We start from the raw sequence: 19,816 nt of genomic DNA, 5'->3' as shown, positions 1-19,816 counted from the left end.
CTGGGTATATTGGTTCAATAAAAAGCGTGTACACAGTGCACTGGGTTATGTATCGCCTTTTGAGTTTGAAGCAATGTACTATGATAAGATTAACCCGTTAGGTCAGGTGGCCTAACTTAAATAAAAAAGCCTCCGACAAACCCGGTACGGTTCAGTGTTTTACGTTCGTCAGAATGGTTTGAACTCAGGCCGGTAATCGCAATATTAATATATTGCTTATTCATAGTGTTTCTTTAATTTAATTAGGTTGAAGAGGACAACGCATACAACCCCTTTCCCAAAAGGATGAGAAAGGGGCAATTCAAATTAAGAAAAATCTAGGCCTTTTTCATATCCTTTGAGTTCATGGCGAGCCATGGCAAGATTTGCTTTAGAGCGTTCAAGGACAAGATATAAGAAAATTTTGTCATTGCCTTCTAAAGGACGAATAAGGTGATACTACTTACCCAGCGTAATTAAAATATCTTCGATGGTGTCATTCAAGTTCAATGCTTGTGCAACACGTCGTTTTGAGCGAACGACTTCAGTATTACCTGCCGCCGCGAGTTCTAAATCGATGCTTCCACCGCCTTGAGTTGCTAGGGCTAAACCGCTTTCCCCATCGACCAATGCTGCTGCATAGAATCCATCGATATTTGCTAATGCTTCCAATGACACTTTAGCCATAGTTTTTCTCTTCATTTTTATGAGTTTTAAAATCCTTTTAACTTGTTGTTTCACAATTCGATTTAACTATATGGACGGTGTGAAAAAATTATCAATATAAATAAATGTAACAAAAAAAGATGAATAAATGTACAATTAAACCCGAGGCTTTTAGTCAGTTTTTGCTAGAGATTTTGTGATTAGGTTTGCGTATTTTAGAGAGGAGTGTGAAAAAGTTTATTGTTATTTGAAAAAGTGTTTAATTTATTTGCTATTGTAACAAAATGTAACTTTTACCGTTTGGACAAATAAAAGCAAAAAAGAAATCGATTTTTTTGCTTTTTAAAGATGAAATATATAATTATTTTTCATTAAAAAATAAAGGGATGCGCAAAATGAGTGCATCCCTTGGAGATTAGACAAACATTTGACTTGCTGCGCAATAAAGTCCCCATAAAATCACGATAGCCACAGCAGGCTCAATCAGTTTTGCCCATGTTGGCGTTGGATTTTGCTCTGCTACCTGTGTGTGTAGCTGATCTGAGTGGTCTGTTGCGTGTTGATTTACCATTTGATTAAACTCCTTCATCGTCTCTTCTAATGATAGCTCTTCTTCAGGCTTTGGTTTAGAGCCAATCAGTTCTGTTAGCTCACTTGTTGTCCAAACCCAGTCATCAGCCAGACCTGAGAGGTGCTCAATTTGACCAACAAGTAGCTCACGTATTCCATGTTCGCCAAAGTTCCCCGTGACATCAAGTTGTTTGAGTTCAGCAAACTGAAGACCCAACATCGTAGTCAAGCTATGCTCTAAGTCCGCCTTCGCTAACTGTGATTCATTTTGCGGAGACGTGGTGAGATGCCTTGCGAGTTCTTGAATATAGAGATGATCTTGAGTTTGAATCTCTTGATAGAGCTTGGTGCCATCTTGGCGCATCAAAGTGATGAGTTTTCCAAGGGAGAGGGTGTTGGCCTCAGAAAGATATTGAAGTCGCTCCTCATCTGAATATTGACTCAGAAGCTCAGGCTTTTGAATTTTAATCTGCTCTGCAAAATATTGTACTAAATCAAAAGCCATATAATTACTCCATTTTATTAATCTAATAACCTTAAACTTGGTTTTTTCTTAGCGGGTTCAGTTTTTTCTTCATTGTCTGATTTTAAAGCATTTTGCTCACTTTGGGTATGATTGTCATACTCACTTGGATCGAAGAATAAGCCTTGTCCATTTTCACGGGCATAAATGCCAATCACGGCATTAAGTGGGACATAAATATCACGAGATACCCCACCAAAACGTGCAGAGAAGGTAATCGCATCGTTGCTCATATGTAGCGCATGTACGGCATGAGGGACAATGTTTAAGACAATTTGGCCATCTTGAATAAACTGTTCAGGAACGAGAGTATTGTGCTGGGTTGCATCGACCAATAAATGCGGTGTCAATTGGTTATCACAAATCCATTCATAAATGGCGCGAGTTAAATATGGACGAGTCGGCGTAAGGTTTAATTCTTGATCAGACATAATATTCTCTACGGCTGTTTAAATTCAGATTGATAATGGTTTTTCTCCTGCAAAGTTAAAGACTTTAAAAATGCAGGACGACTAAAAATACGTTGACAATATAAATAGATTGGGCGGCATTGCTGTTTGGGTAAATGCACGCCCATGCTGTTTAAGCGTAGAAAGATAGGCGCAAGCATGCAATCTAAAATACTAAAGCTTTCCGACATGAAATAGGGGAAATGCTGGAACAATGGTGTTAGGGAAATGAGTGTATCTTTCAGTTTTTTTTGTGCTTGCAGTTTTGCTTGTTCATCGAGTGTATCTGGATGGCGTAGCATCATATCGGCAAGTTTTAACCAATCTTGTTCAAAGCGCCAAATGTACTGACGCTGTTCCGCGCGAGGCATAGGCACGTCGGCATAGAGCTTGTTTTGACGATAACGATCGTCTAAATACTCGGAGATGATATTGGCGTTGAATAGTTTTAAATCATTTTCAATCAACATCGGCAGCTGGTTATAAGGGTTTAAGCTGGCGAGATCTTCATCATCAGCATCACTTAAAACCAAATGGTATTTGATTTGCTTCTCTGCAAGTACATAACGAATCCAATGGGAGCGAAAATCATCTGCATGGCTATACAGCGTAATTCCTTGAAGCGGAGTAGTTTCGACAGACATATTTCAAGAAACTAGGTGAAGTGAATCGGTTAGAATACTAAAAATAGCCAATAAAATCATCTTAACTTTAATATGCTTATACAATCGAACAACTTGGAAGAAATCAAAAATAAGGATAGAACCATGCTGCTTAGGCTCAGAATCACCCAATCGATCGCAGTTATTATATTAATGACTTCTATCTCAAGTAGTTATGCTCAAATTCAAGATGCAGCCGAACACGTAGATGTAGCGCAGCAGACTGCTGAATATGCAGCTTGTATTGCCGATGAAGCCTGTGATGTTGCTACTTCTGTATCTGAGGATGAGATGTATGGCGGCATTCAGCAAGAATATACAGTAAAAGGCTGTAAGGTCACTGTGTATAATGATGGGCCTGTGAAGATGGTCGATGAGAAAACCGACGAGCCGTGTAATGCACCACTTCCCAAAGATCATCAATTCTCTAATTCTAAAGAAGTACATACATATCAAGAAAATGATTGCATCGTTACCGAACAGATTAGTATGGATGGTGCTGCTGATGCGACAATGGACTGCTCAAAGAGAGGTCGGTAAAATAACATCTAAAACTAGAATTTAATCGATCTATTTAAACGTAAGTAAATAATTTTGAAGAAAAATATAGTATAAAAAAACCTCGGAAAATTCCGAGGTTTTTTGTCCGATTCGGTAAACGAATTAACGTTTAGAGAATTGAGGACGTTTACGAGCTTTACGTAAACCAAGTTTCTTACGTTCAACTTCACGAGCATCACGAGTAACGAAACCAGCTTGACGAAGAGCAGGTTTAAGTGTTTCGTCAGAAGCGATCAACGCACGAGTAATACCGTGACGGATAGCGCCAGCTTGACCACCGATACCACCACCAGCAACAGTGATGTAAAGGTCATACTTTTCAGTAACTTCAAGAAGCTCTAAAGGTTGACGAACAACCATACGAGCAGTTTCACGACCGAAGTATTGCTCAAGAGTACGGTTGTTAATTACGAGCTTGCCTGTACCAGCTGACAAGAAAACACGTGCAGTTGCGGTCTTACGGCGACCTGTACCATAATTAGTAGCCATGTGCTGTATCCCTTAGATGTCCAAAACTTGTGGCTGTTGAGCAGCGTGTGGATGCTCTGTACCTGCATACACTTTCATTTTCTTGATCATTGCATAACCAAGAGGACCTTTTGGTAACATACCTTTAACAGCTTTTTCTAAAACTGCTTCAGGTTTGTGAGCGATTAACTTTTCAAAGTTAGTCTCACGGATACCACCAGGGAAGCCAGTGTGGCGATAGTATTTTTTATCAAGTGCTTTTTTACCAGTCACTTGAATTTCTTCAGCATTGATTACAACGATATAATCGCCAGTGTCAACGTGAGGAGTATAAGAAGTCTTGTGCTTACCACGTAGACGACGAGCGATTTCAGTCGCAAGGCGACCTAAAGTTTTGCCAGAAGCATCAACAACGTACCAGTCGTGTTGAACTTCAGCAGGCTTAGCGCTGAGAGTTTTCATTAAACCACTACCTATTATAGTTGGTTTGGACTATGGAATCTGTCCAAACAAAAGGAGACGCGATTCTAAACGAAGTTGCTCAGAATCACAAATGAAAATATAAAATTTCAAGAGCCGTATTTTAAGATATTTCCCAGTATAAAGGAAGAGATCAAAGTTTATTCTTTTTAAAAACCACAAAAGAGTTCAAACTTTAAAAAAATGAGGAAACAGCGATATTGAACTTTATGACTTCACTGAATGAAATGCGGGATCATCACCATACAACCATTTTAAAATAACGGATAATACAGGAGTTACGACTCGCAATTTCTTTGTCATGTTTTATATGTTTGAGGCTTTATTTTTTCTTTGAAAGTCGGTGGAATGTGAAAACAGGATAAGTGAGGATTTAAATATAAAAGAATAGGTTCAAGTTGAGTACGGTGAATGCGGAGATACTGGGTGAGACGTTGTATAATAGTCAAAACGCATTTTACTTGAGTTGATCATGCTGCCTTTATATGTCACCAGTGGTGAACCTGCTGGGATTGGTCCAGATATTTGTTTAAGCCTTGCTGCTCGTATAGATGAGCGTCCGATCGTGGTCCTTGGTGATATTAACTTGCTACGTACACGTGCAGCATGTTTGGGATTGGACATTGAACTGATTGAATATTCAGGGCAAGAAGCATCATCAACTCAGGGTCAACTTTATGTTGAGCATGTGCCTTTAAGCAAAGCTGTTGTAATGGGTGAGCTCAATCCTGAAAATGCGCCTTATGTCTTAGAGCAGCTACGACGTTCGGCCGATTATGCTATGTCCGGTAAAAGTGTAGGTGTTGCAACTGCACCTGTACAAAAGTCAGTCATCAATGATGCTGGGATTCACTTTAGTGGACATACCGAATACTACCAAGAGTTTGCTGGTGTTGAACGTGTGGTGATGATGCTCGCAACCAAGACCTTGCGTGTTGCGCTGGCGACTACACATTTGCCCTTAAGAGCTGTAGCTGATGCGATTACTAAAGAGCGACTGCATCAAGTGCTTGATATTTTAATTCAGGACTTAAAAAGCAAATTCAAAAAAGAGCATCCGCACATTTTAGTGTGTGGCCTAAACCCACATGCAGGGGAGGATGGTTATTTGGGTATGGAGGAAATTGAGGTGATTAACCCTGTGCTGGAAAGCTACCGTGCTCAAGGCATAAATATGAGCCTGAGCCTACCTGCCGACACTTTATTTACCCCAGAAAACTTAAAAGATGCCGATGCTGTTTTGGCGATGTATCACGATCAGGGCTTACCTGTGTTAAAATCGCAAGGGTTTGGTGAAGCCATTAATATTACTTTGGGCTTGCCGTTTATTCGTACCTCAGTTGATCATGGCACAGCTCTCTCCCTCGCAGGCACAGGTCTTGCGAAAAGCTCAAGCTTACAGGTCGCTGTTGATTTAGCGTTAGAATTAGCTCGTCACTAATGTTCAGTGATTAACTCACGTTGGAAAATTTTATGTATCAAATTAATGCCTTAAACCCTAAAGATGAAGGGCACCATACGCGGAAGCGTTTTGGGCAAAACTTCTTACATGACCAACGTGTGATTGCCAAGATTGTACGTTCAGTTGCACCACGCTCAGGGGATAACATTGTAGAAATTGGGCCCGGTTTGGCGGCATTAACCTCTCCGTTGATTGGCGAGTGTGATGCACTCACGGTGGTTGAATTAGACCGTGATTTGGCGGCAGGTTTGCCAGAGCGTGTGCCACATCCTGAACGTTTAACCATTATTGAAACTGATGCACTGAAGTACGACTTCACTAATTTATTTGAAGATGGTCGTCCTTTACGTGTTGTGGGTAATTTGCCGTATAACATTTCGACGCCACTTTTGTTTCACCTCTTGGAGTTTGGTGACAAAGTTAAAGACATGCACTTTATGCTACAAAAAGAAGTGGTTGACCGTATTACGGCTTCTCCAAATAGCAAAGAGTATGGTCGTTTGTCGGTGATGATTCAGTATTTCTGTAAACCTACGTTCTTGTTTGAAGTACCACCAGGTTCATTTAACCCACCACCAAAAGTGACGTCTGCGGTGTTCCGTTTAGAGCCGTATGCGGTTAAGCCGATTGTGGCAAAAAATGAAAAAGCCTTGGCACGTTTGGTCTCGCATGTCTTTACCCAGCGCCGTAAAACTTTGCGTAATAGCTTAAAAGGCATGTTGGCTGAAGATGGTTTTGAGCAAGCGGGTGTTGATCCGATGGCGCGTCCAGAGACTTTAACACTGGCTCAATTTGTGGCATTAGCAGATCAAATGGTGGCTTAAGGTGGCAGGCGCAGAGATTCGATACAATTATGTCATTGGTGATGTGCAGGGTTGTTTTGAAGCACTAAAAGCCTTGTTAAAGACCATACAGTTTGATCCTGACCAAGATTTTATTTGGTTTGCAGGGGATTTGGTTGCCCGTGGTGAAAACTCATTGGGTGCTTTACGCTTTATTAAAAAATTAGTAGAGCGTAATGCGGCTGCAACAGTTTTAGGCAATCATGATTTAACTTTGCTGGCGGCTGCACGTGGCATTAAAGCAATTAAAGACAAAGATAACATTCGTGATGTGATTGATGCGATTGATAGTGATGATTTGATTGATTGGCTACGTAAACAACCCTTGTGTGTGTTTCCAAACGCAACCACGGTTCTGACGCATGCGGGCATTCCAACCAATTGGACAGCAGAACAAACTGCTGCTTTAGCCGCAGAAGTTGAGGCGGTCATTGCAGCGGATGATTTTGATGTTGTCGACGCCTTTTTAAAAGAAATGTATGGCAAAGAGCCCACCTTATGGTCTGATGAACTGACGGGGCATGCGCGTTTACGTTGTATCGTAAATTATTTGACTCGTATGCGTTTAACCGATAGTGCTGGGCGTTTGGAGTTTAGTTTTAAAGACTCACTCAGTGACCCAATGCCAGAAGGGTTCAAACCATGGTTTGAATTCGCTTCACAAGCGGCACAAACCCATAAAGTTGTGTTTGGTCACTGGGCCGCTTTACAAGGTAAAACCATTTCAGACTCGATTCAAAATGTAGATGGCGGTTGTGTTTGGGGGCATCAATTAATGGCTTACCGTTTAGAAGATGAGACCTTATTTGCCGTTGATAATCCAGTTCAATAGCACATGCATTAAAAAAGCCACGAAGTTCGTGGCTTTTTTATTCTTAGTCGATTCTTAACCAGGTTTGGTTACGACCTAAAGCAGAAACACCGATGTATGCACGTAGAGAAAGACGCTTTCCTGTGGCATTCAGTTTCATTTTCGCATCATAAAGTTTGCCAGACAGTGGATCAATCACACGACCTTTTTCATAGTTATTGGTGCCGTCGACATGCTTTAAGCCTTTAATAATGTCCATACCCAAAATTGGTTTGTTGGTATATGGCGTAGGGCAATTCACGCAAGTTTCTTTTGGTGTATAACCTGGGCGTGGTGTAATTTTTACAATTTTTCCAGTGTAAGTATTATTTGACTCTTTACGAATTTCGATAATGGCTTTTGGTGAGCCTGACTTATCATCAATTTGTTGCCATGTCCCTGTTAAGTCCTGTGCAAATGCTCCCCCGCAAAGCATGGACAATGTTAATCCCGCGATAAAAAACTTACTTTTCATATAAGGTTCTCTATAGTTTCACAAAAAGATATCCAAGACACAGAAAAATAAACAGTTTGCACAAGGCAAACTGTTTTGTGTTTAGATATGAGTTAGGCAGTTGCCTTTAAAAATTGAAAAATCATACATGCTTAGCTGAAACTCTTTTATTCATTGAATTTGAAACAATCAGACTAAGTTTGAAGCAATGTATGAGTGACTCAGTGGTGGTCTACAAAATCTAAAATGAATCGATCAAGTGATTGCGTAGACCAAGTCTGTTCAGTAATAGAACCTAGATTATTCTCGAATCCACGTTTGACTACGACCTAGAGCAGATATACCCACGTATCCTCGCAAGGTTAAGCGTTTGCCATTCGAACTGAGTTTTGCTTTACAGCTATAAATATTACCAGACAGTGGATCAATGATTTTTCCACCCGTGTAATTGGTATCACCGCTGTGTTTCAAACCTTTCATCACATCCATGCCTAAAATAGGCTTATTGGTATACGGCGCAGGGCAATTAATACAAGTTTCTTTTGGTGTATAACCCGGACGAGGCGTCACTTTAACGATCTTAGCGGTATAGGTCCCATTTGATTCTTGGCGAATATCAAGGATGGCTTTTGACGACCCAGTTTTGTCATCAATATTTTTCCAAGTGCCGCTAATATCTTCAGCGAAAGCTGTACTACCCATAACGGTTGTAGCGAATGCGATTGCAAGTGTCAATTTGCTCATGAACAAAATCCTTTTATCATTTAATCAACGACAAACTCATCTTAAGTCGATTTTTTAAACAATACAATTGTTTATGTGAGGAACATATCACATTTTTTGCAAGTATAGAATAAACAACGGTAACCAGATTGCTGTAAATACCGCATTGACAGCCATTCCAAAGGCTGCATAACGTCCAGCAATACTTCCCCGTTGCCATGCTTGAGCTGTACCGATGGCATGAGCTGCAAGACCTAGAGCGAGGCCCGATGCTCGTTCATCATTAATATGTTTGAGGATCAGTGGTGAAAATGCAGCACCAATCACACCAGATAAAATCACGATTAAAATAGCCAGACTCACAGGGGCTTGCAGCAGTGTTGCAATGTTAATCGCAATTGGCGTTGTGACTGCGCGTGTGGCAAATGCCATAATGGTAGGATCGGACAAATGTAGTAGATAAGCCAGTCCCATCGGCAGTCCGACCGCACTGATACTGGCAAAGACCAAGATGCCCACCACGGCTTTGAGGGGGAGGTCGTCATAGCGCATGGCAGCCAATGGAATAGCTAATGCAACCGTCACATAACCGAGCAGATGGTTAAACACTGGATTTACCTGTGCCATATATTGCTCATACGGAATGTTTAACAACAAGAGCAGGGCAATCACAAAGCACATGCCAAAAACAATCACTGGAATTTGTGGCAGTTTTTTGTTGAGTGGCTTTGCCAGTAAGTAGGCAACGAGGGTTAGGAAAAAACCGAAAATAATGGGAATCATGTGCACACTCCTAAAGCCATTTCTTAGACATTTTTGCGTAAACCCACAGTGGAATTAGTGTGCTGACAAACAGCACCACCAAAAACATTGGGATTTCACTGCCTAAATGCGTCATCATCAGCAGGGAGCCTGCACTGATCGGTAGAAAAGCAAAGGCACTTTCTTTCATGATTTTATTGTTGGTATCGACCAAACGTGCTGGAATTTTATGAAATTTTCTCCAACCCAAAAGGACGATTAATAAACTAATCAGTCCAATTAAATTGCCCAGTTCAGGATGTCCAAAACGTCCAGTGATCCATACAGCCGCTTCACGAAAGATGATGATCAGGGCAACCGTGCCGATCCATGCTTTCCAATCAACAGTTTTTATCCATTCCATTTTGTTCTGTCATTAAAATTTTACTTATCACGTTTTAACCGATTTAGCTTTTGATTTCAAATTCTTCGAGTTCACGATGAAATTGTTTTGCTTTCAAACCTAAAATTTCATCAATCGGTAAATGTGCTTGTTTAATCAATTGTTCAAGTTTATGTGGTGCAATATACACTTGTAGGTGTAGGTTGCCCTCATCATCATAATTTTCAGATTGAATCACATTTAGGGCGTACAGTTGATTACGTAATTTGCCATAGGCAGGTTTGAGTAAGACGTCAAAGTTTTGAATTTGACCCATCAAACACTCTTGTACCGATTGGCGTAGTAGATCAAATCCTTCGCCTGTATGTGCTGAGACATAGACACGCTCAGGTACATTTGGTTCAGCGTAAATGATTTTGGCTTGTTCGCCACTTTGATCGATCTTGTTATACACCCGTAGAATTGGAATATCTGCGCCAATTTCTTTGAGCACTTTTTCAACAGCTTCAATTTGTTCCATATGGTCAGGACTGCTCGAGTCAATCACATGCAACAGCAAACTGGCTTCTAATGTTTCCTCTAGCGTCGCTTTAAACGATTCCACTAAAGCATGCGCAAGATTACGCACAAAACCAACCGTGTCGGCTAGAACCAGCGGACCAATACCATCCCATTCCAAACGTCTTAAGGTTGGATCTAAGGTTGCAAATAGCTGATCTGCGGCATAAACATCAGATTTGGCAAGGGTGTTAAACAGGGTTGATTTACCCGCATTGGTATAACCAACCAAAGAAACGGTTGGAATGGCAGCTTTTTGACGTGCGGCACGCCCTTGGATACGGGTCTGACGGACTTTTTCTAATTTATCTTTAAGTTGTCCAACCCGGACACGGAGTAAACGGCGGTCAGTTTCGAGTTGCGTTTCACCTGGACCACGGAGTCCAATCCCGCCTTTTTGGCTATCGAGGCTAATGCCTGTACCGACCAGTCGAGAAGACAAGTGATCCAATTGAGCCAATTCGACTTGAAGTTTCCCTTCATGGGTACGGGCACGTTGTGCAAAGATATCTAGAATAAGGCGTGTACGGTCAATAACGCGGCACTTGATAATGCGACTCAGATTACGTTCCTGACTGGGTGTCAGGGCATGGTCAATAATCACCAGCGTGGCTTCAAGTTCCTCAACACGAGCAGCAATTTCTTCTGCTTTGCCTGAACCAATGAAATATTTAGCATCGGGTTTGAATCTTTGAGCGTGAACATGCTCCAGAATTTCTGCACCTGCCGACTTAGCAAGCAAACGAAATTCTTCTGCATCAAGGTCTTCCAGAATATGGATGGCAACACTGACTAAAATGGTTTTTTCGCCACCTTGCTTCTGCTCAAAATATTCCACTAAATTCGATCTCACATTGAAAACTCTAGTGTAGATGAATTTGTTGAGATTGAGCGAAATAGTTATGCCGTTGCCTTACATTGAGCGAAATAAGTGAACCAAAAGCAGCAAGGTGCCAAAGTATAAAATACTGAGCCCTATAATAAATTTCAGTGCCTGAACAGGATTTAACGGCGGAGCTGGAGGATTCATTTGATCGTTCATGTACACACCATGTTTTGGTATTTCGATTGATTTATTTTAATTAATTTGTTTAAACGATTAAAATTGAAAATAATCATCTGGGCCTTCGGTTTTTATGATCAATGCAAGTTGCTCAAGATCAGTATAGAATGAGCCGAAATCAATGATTAAATGTTGAATGAAGCTGTGCCAAGTGAACCGTCTATGCAATCGAATACTGAAATAAAAACAACATCAATAAAAGGTGTCTCTAAGCTTTTTCTGTATGGCAAAAAGCTGGCTTCAGGGCTTGGCGCCGTGTCCGAAGGGTTTTATTTGGTCTATCGACATGGCTTGTATAAAGACATTAACAATCCACAAAATACCCGTTACGTGCAGTATTTCTGTCGTCGACTGTGCAAGGTTTTTAACATTGATGTTCATGTCCATGGGGATATTCCACGTAAGCCTGCCCTTTGGGTCAGCAATCATATTTCATGGTTAGATGTCGCGGTTTTAGGCTCAGGCGCACGAGTTTTCTTTTTGGCCAAGGCTGAAATTGAAAAATGGCCTGTGTTTGGCAAATTGGCAAAAAGTGGTGGAACCTTGTTTATTCAACGTGGTTCAGGAGATTCCATCAAAATTCGAGAGCAAATTACGGCGTTTTTAAAACAAGATATTCCTGTGTTATTTTTCCCGGAAGCGACCACGACTGATGGTTCTAAAGTGAAAAAGGTTCATGGACGTATTTTAGGTGCTGCGATTGAGGCCCAGCGTGATGTGCAAATTTGTTTGATTTGCTATGTGAATCAACAGGGCGGACTTGACCAAGTCTCTCCGTTTATCGGTAACATTAGTTTTGCCGAGCATGTTAAAAAAGTACTAGAAATGCCACAAGTCACGGCACATTTAGTTGCGCTCCCAGCCATTTGTACCGCAGGACATACGGTTGAGAGTTTAACGGCACTGGTCCAACAAAAAATGGTGCAAGGTTTGGCTGATTTACATCACAAAGTTTTGAAGTCCCAACCCAACATGCAACAAGCTTGAAGGCTTACATAAAGCCTTCAATCGGTAGCCAAGAAACGACTTTGAGACCAGCGCGTTTAAACCAATTCATTTTTGGTTCAGTGGTATAAGTTTTGGTAGAGCCATCAGCTTGTTTGATTTGCCAGTTAATGTTTTTGTTTGCATCTAGGACCAGCTTATAGGCATATTTACTGAGGTTTTGGTCCATGGTGTAGTGTACCGCTTTGGCCAGCGGTGGACTGTTCAGTAAAACCCCAATTTCTGTATTTAAGTTGGCAGAGCGGGGATCAAAATTAAATGAACCAATAAAAACCTGTTTCTCATCAATGGCCATGAGTTTGGCATGCAGACTCGAGCGGCTTAATCCTTTGATGCTGACTTTGGCTTTTTTCGAAATTTCTTCATTGTTTTCGTTTAGGGCTTCGGCCGCAGGCGTGGCTAAAAACTCATAGAGTTGAACACCGCTTTCCAGCAAGTCTTCACGATATTTTCCATAGAAAGCATGCACCAGCGGCACATCATTGGCTTTAAATGAGTTGGTCAGTACGCGAACTTGAATGTCACTCTGTGCTAGGTTGGCCAGATGTTTTTTGCCTTTACGCTCAGGTACAAAATAGGCTGAAATAATGTCGATGCTTTCTAGTGGCTTTTCTAAATGGGTTTGCAACTGGAAGTTTAAATGTTCTTCTTTTTTTGCCCGTGATTTGATTTTACTCGGTGAGTCTTTGACCACTTCGGCTTTGACCCAATCGAATTGGATACTATCATTTAACCAGTGTTCAAAGGCTTGCGAACGATTGGCTAGATCGAGATAATTTTGGACGGTCACTTCCTGATAGTGCTGCGCTAACTGGGTTTTTAAACCTTCATAACGTAAGCTGTAATGGTTGGCGTTGACAATTTGACGCACTGGAAAGGCATAATCGTCATTCCAGTATTCATCGAAAGAATGCACAATTTCATCTGAGGCAGAGCCGACCAACATTACATCAACATCGGAAAACTGATAACTGTCGCTGACGTTATAATATTGATTGCTCATGTTGCGCCCACCAATCAACGAAATTTGATTATCGGCAATGAAGCTTTTGTTGTGCATACGACGGTTGATGCGTTTTAGATTTAAGACCATATCCATCGCACGATAGTGACGGAAGCGGTAGGGGTTATATAGTTTGATGTCGATATTAGCGTGTTGATCGAGCGCCAAATAAATGCCTTCCATTTTCTTGGCATTGTTATCATCGATTAGTAAACGAACTTTCACCCCGCGATCAGCGGCTTTCAAAATAGAATAAAGCGCTAAAGAACCAATACGATCGTTGTCCCAAATATAGTATTGTAGATCTAAGGTCTTTTCTGCCTTATCAATGAGATGGATACGTGCGGCCAATGCTTCGAGTGGATTATAGAGAACATGGAAACCTGTAAGGCCTGGATTTTGTTCACGTAAAGGCAGTACGATTTTGCCTAAACTGGTTTGATCGGTTGGCAAATCAAAGGCATAGACGGGCGTCTGTGGGATTTGTTTGGGTAAGGTGTTACATGCTGGGACAGTCAAAACCATACAGCTCAGCAACAACAGTTTAGCACCTTGCTGAGTCGAAGATGAGCGGAATAAAGTTTGTTTCGCTAAGCCGTGAGGTTTTTCCATCGTCATAAAGTCTATAAATTTGGTTTGAGTATAATTCTGAGCTGTGAAAAGATAAACAGAAGATTATGTGTTCTTGATGAACAATTTGTGAGTAAAAGTCTATGATGAATATACACTCCGTCGTGTTCTATTTTTATATTGCGATGGCCTTGCTTGCGGGGTGGGCGGTGTATCAGGCATGGATCAGTCAAACCAATACGGAGACTATTCATCCGTTTAAGGCCTTTGTGCATTTGTTGGCTTTTTATCTCTCTTATTTACTCATTCCTTTGTTTTTCTTTAGCTTGTATGCTGGTTTTCAAGGGTATTATTCATGGCATGAAGCTATTTTTGTGTTTTTGGTCAGTGGTGTGCTGTGTTATGCACGTTTTATTGAACCGCATTTTGTACATGTCAAAACCACTCAATATCAAATCCAAGAAGATTATAAATTACTCAAACCCGTTCGTATTGCGTTAATTGCCGATCTACATATTGGTCTATTTTCAGGGCATGAGCGACAACTGAAAACTATCGTCAAACGACTGAATGAACAAAAAACTGATTTGGTGGTGGTTGCAGGGGACTGGACTTATGAACCTGAAAATACACTGGCAGAAGAATTAGAGGTGTTGCAAGAAATTAATGCCCCAGTCTATTCGGTCAATGGTAATCATGATGAGCAATATCCAGGTCCGCCGATTCAAAATTTGTTAAGACATGCTTTGAAGGTGAATAATGTGATTGATATTGAAGGTCAGATTGTTGAATTTGAAGAGTTTCGTCTGATTGGAGTCGGGGATTTGTGGGCCGGCAAGGCGGATATGCGTTTTATGCCGCATTTACCGCAGGACAAACCGTGGGTCATCCTATCGCACAATCCAGACACGATCGATATGGTACCCGCTTTACCCAGCCGTCCTTTAATGCTTTCAGGTCATACGCATGGTGGTCAAGTTGAGCTGCCATGGCTCACAGACTATGTAATGAAAAAAGTGTCTATATTAGGACATAAAAAAGGCTTGTACCGACATGAACATGCGGATGTGTTTGTTACGGTTGGAACAGGCATGGTGGGTGTGCCTTTTCGTTTTCGCGTACCACCGACGATCGATATTATTGAACTGATTTAAGTTGGGTTTAGAACCAATAAAAAATAAAGCTTAAAACCAAAATGACCACAGCCAAGACGATCCAAAGGTTGTGGTTTTTTGTATGAAGCGCTTGTAGGTCTTGTATTGCATCGAGGTTATTCACTGCTGTGCTATGCGGGCTTTGTGGCTGCTGTTGTGTAAAGCTCCGTCCTTCAGACACAAGGGAGCTGTGGTGTCTTAATTCAGCGGTTGATATGCGTTGCTGTTCATGTCGTTTATGGCGATACATGCTTTTTAGCGCAGCATCATGCCGCTTCGTGAGTTCAGTCACGATCTCTTGTGCATCATCGTATTGAAAAGCGGTATGTGTGGCGATGTATTGAATGGCTTGAATAATTTTATTTTCTTCAACTAATACGATGACATCAAGGAGTTGTTCATTGGTGAGTTGTTGTATTTTTTCATCCATTTTTCGGTCCTATTCATCTGTATCTCTCTATTTTTGAAGTAAAACGACAGATTTTAAATATGGTTTTTGTAGCGTTTGTGAACGCATTGGTATAAAAAAACCAGCATCATTGTGCTGGTTTTTAGACATCAAATTCAGGGTTAAATTTGATTATTTACATCATCATTTTTGGTTTCACGAATCATTAAGAACGCACATAAAGACAGAAGCGATGCCGCTGTGAGGTAGTAACCTACTGCGTGTAAACCATAGGTGGTTGCAAGCTTGGTGGCAATGAGAGGTGCAAATGAAGCCCCAAAGATCCCCGCAAGGTTAAAGGTTAGTGCTGAACCTGTATAACGAACGGATATTGGAAAAATTTCAGAGAGCACGGTGCCAATCGGTCCATAAGTTAAACCCATGATGGATAAACCAATACATAGGAACAAGAACACAATAAGGGTACTGCCTGATTCCAACATGCTTGAGAATACTAAACCAAATAACGCCGCAGCAATACAGACTGCAATAGAGGTGGTTTTACGACCAAATTTTTCCGCAAAAACCGCAGACAAGGGGATGAATGCAGCAAAGCAGAGGGTTGCGACCAGTTGAAGTTGTAAGAACTGTTCACGGGTGTACCCCAGCTGTTTGGTACCCCATTGTAAAGCAAATACTGTCGTGAGGTAGAACACTACAAAGGTACAGATGGCTGCAATTGTACCTAAAATCAACATGCCCCAGTGTTTGGTCATCACTTCTTTAAACGGAATGTTAACTTCTTTTTGCTTGTCTAAAACTTTCTGGAACGCAGGAGTTTCATGGAGTTGTAAACGAATCCACAGGCCTACAATCACCAGTAAAGCACTTGAGATAAAGGGAATACGCCAGCCCCAAGTCATGAACGCTTCTTCAGTCATAAAATGACCCAACGTTAAGAATGAACCAGTTGCTAAGATAAAGCCAATCGGCGCGCCCAGTTGGGGAAACATTCCATACCAAGCACGCTTACCTTCAGGTGCATTTTCCGTGGCAAGCAATACAGCACCCGACCATTCACCACCTAAGCCGAGTCCTTGACCTAAACGACACAGTGCAAGTAGTAATGGCGCGGCAATTCCAATTTGTGCATAGGTGGGTAATAAGCCGATACACACGGTTGAAAGTCCCATGGTCAGCAAAGCTGCAACCAAGGTCGCCTTTCGGCCGATACGATCACCTAAATGTCCAAAGAGTGCGGCGCCAATCGGGCGTGCAATAAAGGCAATCGCGAAGGTCGCCAAAGACTGAATGGTTGCAGTCATTGGATCGGTACTTGCTGGAAAGAACAGGTACGGAAAAATAATGACAGCTGCAGTGGCATAAATATAAAAATCGAAGAATTCGATAGTTGTACCTACCAGACTGGCTGTAAGTACGCGGAATTTTGAGTTTACAGGCTGCTGTTCAGCAACAGCAGTATTTAATGACGCCATGGTAGACCTTACACTTAAAAAATAGTCGAACTGAGTTTTAAAAGCGTCATCTTTTTAAAAAAGGCGTAATTTTTTAAAAAAATACGAATGTTCCTCGGGCAGACTGCGGAATTAGGGTTACTAAAAAATGTAGTGTGCGCGGGTTATATCACGTAAAGATAGATGGACAGGAAATGTGATCCTGCACCAATCAATACAAAAATATGCCAGATAGCGTGCGTATATCTTACCTTTTTTAGCGCATAAAACAATGCACCGATGGTATAGGAAAGTCCACCAATGATTAAAAAAGTCAAAGCAGGTTTAGATAAAAAGCGTTGCATATCATCCATTACCAGCACAGCCAGCCATCCCATGAGCAGATAAGCAATCAGTGAAATTTTTTCAAAGCGATGAATGAAAACTAACTTGAATAGTGTACCAATGATTGCAATCACCCAAAGTGCAATGAGTAGGTAATGGGCTTTTTGTGTGGGCAGTGCAATAGACAAAAATGGAGTGTAGGTGCCCGCAATCAGATAATAAATGGCAGTGTGATCTAATTTTTTATACCAGCCGCGACGCTCTGGAGATTCGGCAAAATGATACAAGCTTGATGCGGCAAATAATAAAAATAGGCTCAAAGCATAGACCCACAGCCCGATCCACTGCGCTGTTTCTAAGTAAGATCCTTTGATAATCAATAAAATACCCGCTATGAGTGCAAGACCTGCACCAATAGCATGGCTAATAAAGTTGATTTTTTCTTCAACTGGATCGTAGTTTACAACAGGGCGAGCGCTCATAAGTCATGTGCATTTTTATAAAATATACAACTGTATCGTAATTCAAATTTGCATTTAGCGTAAGACGCTTTAAAATTTAATCGCAATTCTTTTTTTGGTTTCTATTATGACCGTTTCGGTATCGTCCTCTGCACAAGAGCAGCAATTCCTTCAAGCCTTTCAGCAAGCGCTTGAATCTCAAAGTTTTGATCGGATGATTCTGAGTCAATATCAGGGTGAACTTGAGCAACTCGAGAAGATGACTTTTCGAGTCGTCATGTTACAAGGACAGCCTGTATTGAGCTGTTTATATCGCCATAAAACCCAAGATGTCACCAAAAATTATTCATTAGACACAGCACTTGATACGGTAACTGCACTTTTGGCGCAGTGTAAACAAGCCAATCTGCTGACAACTGAACAAGAGTTGCAACTGAAGAAGAACAAGAAGAAAGCTATGCTGACGCAAAGTAAAAATAAAACGGTAACCAAAGCTGTTGAGCAGCAAGGTCATGACCGTGTCAAACAGCGTTTTGTAGATCAAGACAGTTATTTCTTACAGCCGCTTGGTATTACCGATGCAAAAGCGCACATCATTCCCAGTATGGCGCGTAAGTGGAAGCAGATTAATAAGTTTGTCGAAATTTTCTCAGGGGCATTAAGTCATATTCAACTGCCTGAACAACTGCGCGTGGTCGATTTTGGCTCAGGAAAGGGCTACTTAACCTTCGCTTTGTATGATTATTTGCTGAAGCAAGATATCAATCCTTTTGTGACTGGGGTTGAGCTAAACAGCAAGATGGTACAATTCTGTCAGGAGGTTGCGAACAAGTCAGATTTTCAGCAACTTGATTTTTTTCAGGGTGATGTTCGGACGTACCAACCTGAACGTCTCGATGTGATGATTGCGCTGCATGCGTGCGATGTCGCGACTGACTTTGCGATCCATACGGGTATTCGTTTAAATGCTGAAATGATCATGTGCGCGCCGTGTTGTCATAAAGAATTACGCCCACAGCTGAAAGCTCCGCTCGTGTTACAACCGATGTTGCAGTTTGGCATTCATGCGGGACAGCAAGCTGAAATGCTGACGGATACTATTCGTGCCTTATTACTCAAAGCCTATGGCTATGAAACCAAAGTGTTTGAGTTTGTAGCACTTGAGCATACCAGCAAGAACAAAATGATTTTGGCAACCAAGCGTAAGGACTATCAAGCGCCCGATGTTGCTGTCTTGGCACAAATTCAAGCCTTGAAAGAGATGTATGGTATTCAAAAGCACTCACTGGAATTGCTGTTGAATGATCAATGGGATCAGCAAGATGTAGGCTGTAAATGCTGATCTGAACATCACCTTTTAGTGCAATGACTAATACAGAGATGATTTATAGGGAAATGAAAATGCCGAGCTTGAGAATTACACACGGAACATGGGAAGAGTTGCAACATGCTGCGAAAATGATTCGTGAGCAGGTCTTTATTCAAGAGCAAAACATTGCTGCTGAAGATGAATGGGATGAGCAAGATGAAATCGCAGTTCATTTTGTGGTCTTTGAACAAGATCAAGCCATCGCCACCGCACGACTTTTGCAAAATCATAGTATTGGTCGTGTTGCAGTTTTAACGTCACATCGTGGTTTGGGCGTAGGCAAAGTTCTGATGCAGGCGGTGATAGCATATGCGCAACAGCAACAGCGTCCATTTTTAGTCTTATCCTCTCAAGTGCATGCGCAAGCGTTTTATCAGGCTTTGGGCTTTATGCAAGAGGGTGAGGAGTATTTGGATTGTGGCATTCCGCATATCCATATGCGTTTATCATCCATAAAAAAGCCCTGATCTTTCAGGGCTTTTTTATTAGGGTCTGTTGAGAATTACCGAGAGTTAATTAAACTCGCGCACAGTTGAATCATGGCTTCAAAACTCGTATCTGTTTTACAACTACGCATCGCTATACGTTTAAATTCTTTTAACTTACAGAAATA

At 41.4% G+C, this 19,816-nt stretch carries 23 protein-coding genes and 1 pseudogene; 9 read left to right on the top strand and 15 right to left on the bottom strand.

Annotated elements, in window-relative coordinates:
* A partial coding sequence (locus MF4642_RS17420; protein ID WP_413772799.1) for an IS3 family transposase occupies positions 1 to 115 on the top strand: 115 nt, incomplete at its 5' end.
* Positions 116 to 306: 191 nt separating this feature from the next.
* On the opposite strand, the pseudogene MF4642_RS15515 reads toward MF4642_RS17420, so the two are convergent.
* The 4 genes and pseudogenes from MF4642_RS15515 to MF4642_RS15500 all read right to left on the bottom strand — a co-directional run bounded on the left by MF4642_RS15515 (position 307) and on the right by MF4642_RS15500 (position 2,831).
* Positions 307 to 666, bottom strand: a pseudogene (locus MF4642_RS15515) (roadblock/LC7 domain-containing protein).
* Between the two features lie 394 nt (positions 667 to 1,060).
* Positions 1,061 to 1,720 (bottom strand): hypothetical protein, encoded by a 660-nt coding sequence (locus MF4642_RS15510; protein WP_078426777.1) that lies wholly within the window; start codon positions 1,718 to 1,720, stop codon positions 1,061 to 1,063.
* Between the two features lie 17 nt (positions 1,721 to 1,737).
* Positions 1,738 to 2,169 carry a ClpXP protease specificity-enhancing factor gene (locus MF4642_RS15505; RefSeq protein ID WP_078426776.1) on the bottom strand — a complete coding sequence of 144 codons (432 nt, stop codon included), beginning with the start codon at positions 2,167 to 2,169 and terminating at the stop codon, positions 1,738 to 1,740.
* A gap of 8 nt (positions 2,170 to 2,177) precedes the next feature.
* The gene (locus MF4642_RS15500; protein ID WP_078426775.1) at positions 2,178 to 2,831 is read right to left on the bottom strand and encodes a glutathione S-transferase N-terminal domain-containing protein; all 654 of its coding nucleotides are present in this window, start codon (positions 2,829 to 2,831) and stop codon (positions 2,178 to 2,180) included.
* Between the two features lie 123 nt (positions 2,832 to 2,954).
* Here MF4642_RS15500 and MF4642_RS15495 point away from each other — a divergent pair, with 123 nt between their 5' ends.
* The gene (locus MF4642_RS15495) at positions 2,955 to 3,389 is read left to right on the top strand and encodes a hypothetical protein (protein WP_078426774.1); all 435 of its coding nucleotides are present in this window, start codon (positions 2,955 to 2,957) and stop codon (positions 3,387 to 3,389) included.
* 123 nt (positions 3,390 to 3,512) lie between these two features.
* On the opposite strand, the gene rpsI is transcribed toward MF4642_RS15495, so the two are convergent.
* Both rpsI and rplM read right to left on the bottom strand, forming a co-directional pair.
* The gene (gene rpsI / locus MF4642_RS15490) at positions 3,513 to 3,899 is read right to left on the bottom strand and encodes a 30S ribosomal protein S9 (protein WP_004695095.1); all 387 of its coding nucleotides are present in this window, start codon (positions 3,897 to 3,899) and stop codon (positions 3,513 to 3,515) included.
* Between the two features lie 12 nt (positions 3,900 to 3,911).
* Complete coding sequence (gene rplM / locus MF4642_RS15485) at positions 3,912 to 4,340, bottom strand: 50S ribosomal protein L13 (protein ID WP_004695096.1); 429 nt, start codon at positions 4,338 to 4,340, stop codon at positions 3,912 to 3,914.
* Between the two features lie 490 nt (positions 4,341 to 4,830).
* Here rplM and pdxA point away from each other — a divergent pair, with 490 nt between their 5' ends.
* Genes pdxA through MF4642_RS15470 form a run of 3 tightly spaced genes read left to right on the top strand, consistent with a single transcriptional unit; the run spans position 4,831 to position 7,494 of the window.
* Positions 4,831 to 5,799 carry a 4-hydroxythreonine-4-phosphate dehydrogenase PdxA gene (gene pdxA / locus MF4642_RS15480; protein ID WP_078426773.1) on the top strand — a complete coding sequence of 323 codons (969 nt, stop codon included), beginning with the start codon at positions 4,831 to 4,833 and terminating at the stop codon, positions 5,797 to 5,799.
* 32 nt (positions 5,800 to 5,831) lie between these two features.
* Positions 5,832 to 6,644 carry a 16S rRNA (adenine(1518)-N(6)/adenine(1519)-N(6))-dimethyltransferase RsmA gene (gene rsmA / locus MF4642_RS15475; protein WP_078426772.1) on the top strand — a complete coding sequence of 271 codons (813 nt, stop codon included), beginning with the start codon at positions 5,832 to 5,834 and terminating at the stop codon, positions 6,642 to 6,644.
* 1 nt (position 6,645) lies between these two features.
* Positions 6,646 to 7,494, top strand: a complete 849-nt coding sequence (locus MF4642_RS15470; protein ID WP_078389017.1) for a symmetrical bis(5'-nucleosyl)-tetraphosphatase — start codon at positions 6,646 to 6,648, stop codon at positions 7,492 to 7,494.
* A 43-nt stretch (positions 7,495 to 7,537) separates the two neighbouring features.
* On the opposite strand, the gene MF4642_RS15465 is transcribed toward MF4642_RS15470, so the two are convergent.
* The 5 genes from MF4642_RS15465 to hflX all read right to left on the bottom strand — a co-directional run bounded on the left by MF4642_RS15465 (position 7,538) and on the right by hflX (position 11,229).
* Positions 7,538 to 7,987 (bottom strand): DUF2147 domain-containing protein, encoded by a 450-nt coding sequence (locus MF4642_RS15465; protein WP_004695101.1) that lies wholly within the window; start codon positions 7,985 to 7,987, stop codon positions 7,538 to 7,540.
* 279 nt (positions 7,988 to 8,266) lie between these two features.
* Positions 8,267 to 8,710 carry a DUF2147 domain-containing protein gene (locus MF4642_RS15460; protein ID WP_010327459.1) on the bottom strand — a complete coding sequence of 148 codons (444 nt, stop codon included), beginning with the start codon at positions 8,708 to 8,710 and terminating at the stop codon, positions 8,267 to 8,269.
* 87 nt (positions 8,711 to 8,797) lie between these two features.
* The gene (locus tag MF4642_RS15455; RefSeq protein WP_004695104.1) at positions 8,798 to 9,472 is read right to left on the bottom strand and encodes an LrgB family protein; all 675 of its coding nucleotides are present in this window, start codon (positions 9,470 to 9,472) and stop codon (positions 8,798 to 8,800) included.
* 10 nt (positions 9,473 to 9,482) lie between these two features.
* Positions 9,483 to 9,854 carry a hypothetical protein gene (locus MF4642_RS15450; protein ID WP_004695106.1) on the bottom strand — a complete coding sequence of 124 codons (372 nt, stop codon included), beginning with the start codon at positions 9,852 to 9,854 and terminating at the stop codon, positions 9,483 to 9,485.
* 43 nt (positions 9,855 to 9,897) lie between these two features.
* Entirely contained in the window at positions 9,898 to 11,229 is a 1,332-nt protein-coding gene (hflX, locus tag MF4642_RS15445; protein ID WP_078426771.1) for a ribosome rescue GTPase HflX, read from the bottom strand.
* Between the two features lie 387 nt (positions 11,230 to 11,616).
* Here hflX and MF4642_RS15440 point away from each other — a divergent pair, with 387 nt between their 5' ends.
* Entirely contained in the window at positions 11,617 to 12,441 is an 825-nt protein-coding gene (locus tag MF4642_RS15440) for a lysophospholipid acyltransferase family protein (RefSeq protein ID WP_029575103.1), read from the top strand.
* Between the two features lie 4 nt (positions 12,442 to 12,445).
* Here the strand turns inward: MF4642_RS15440 and MF4642_RS15435 are convergent, their stop codons facing one another.
* Complete coding sequence (locus MF4642_RS15435) at positions 12,446 to 13,987, bottom strand: phospholipase D family protein (protein ID WP_413772812.1); 1,542 nt, start codon at positions 13,985 to 13,987, stop codon at positions 12,446 to 12,448.
* Between the two features lie 188 nt (positions 13,988 to 14,175).
* On the opposite strand from MF4642_RS15435, the gene MF4642_RS15430 reads away from it, so the two are divergent.
* Positions 14,176 to 15,186 (top strand): metallophosphoesterase, encoded by a 1,011-nt coding sequence (locus MF4642_RS15430; RefSeq protein ID WP_078426769.1) that lies wholly within the window; start codon positions 14,176 to 14,178, stop codon positions 15,184 to 15,186.
* 7 nt (positions 15,187 to 15,193) lie between these two features.
* Here the strand turns inward: MF4642_RS15430 and MF4642_RS15425 are convergent, their stop codons facing one another.
* From MF4642_RS15425 to trhA, 3 genes are all read right to left on the bottom strand, one after another.
* Positions 15,194 to 15,616 (bottom strand): hypothetical protein, encoded by a 423-nt coding sequence (locus MF4642_RS15425; RefSeq protein WP_078426768.1) that lies wholly within the window; start codon positions 15,614 to 15,616, stop codon positions 15,194 to 15,196.
* 140 nt (positions 15,617 to 15,756) lie between these two features.
* Positions 15,757 to 17,070 (bottom strand): MFS transporter, encoded by a 1,314-nt coding sequence (locus MF4642_RS15420; protein ID WP_078426767.1) that lies wholly within the window; start codon positions 17,068 to 17,070, stop codon positions 15,757 to 15,759.
* A gap of 143 nt (positions 17,071 to 17,213) precedes the next feature.
* Positions 17,214 to 17,855: a PAQR family membrane homeostasis protein TrhA gene (gene trhA, locus MF4642_RS15415; protein ID WP_004695126.1), complete on the bottom strand. Its 642-nt coding sequence runs from the start codon at positions 17,853 to 17,855 to the stop codon at positions 17,214 to 17,216.
* 106 nt (positions 17,856 to 17,961) lie between these two features.
* On the opposite strand from trhA, the gene MF4642_RS15410 reads away from it, so the two are divergent.
* Together MF4642_RS15410 and MF4642_RS15405 are read left to right on the top strand one after the other, a co-directional pair.
* A complete protein-coding gene (locus MF4642_RS15410) occupies positions 17,962 to 19,176 on the top strand; it encodes a class I SAM-dependent methyltransferase (protein ID WP_078426766.1) in 1,215 nt (404 codons plus the stop codon).
* A gap of 59 nt (positions 19,177 to 19,235) precedes the next feature.
* Positions 19,236 to 19,670 carry a GNAT family N-acetyltransferase gene (locus MF4642_RS15405; RefSeq protein ID WP_078426765.1) on the top strand — a complete coding sequence of 145 codons (435 nt, stop codon included), beginning with the start codon at positions 19,236 to 19,238 and terminating at the stop codon, positions 19,668 to 19,670.
* Positions 19,671 to 19,816 lie beyond the last annotated feature (146 nt).

The sequence above is a fragment of the Acinetobacter sp. MF4642 genome (genome assembly GCF_002018925.1).
GTDB lineage: Bacteria > Pseudomonadota > Gammaproteobacteria > Pseudomonadales > Moraxellaceae > Acinetobacter > Acinetobacter johnsonii.
Note: the sequence above shows the minus strand (reverse complement) of the source record. Positions and strands in the feature narration are given on the sequence as shown.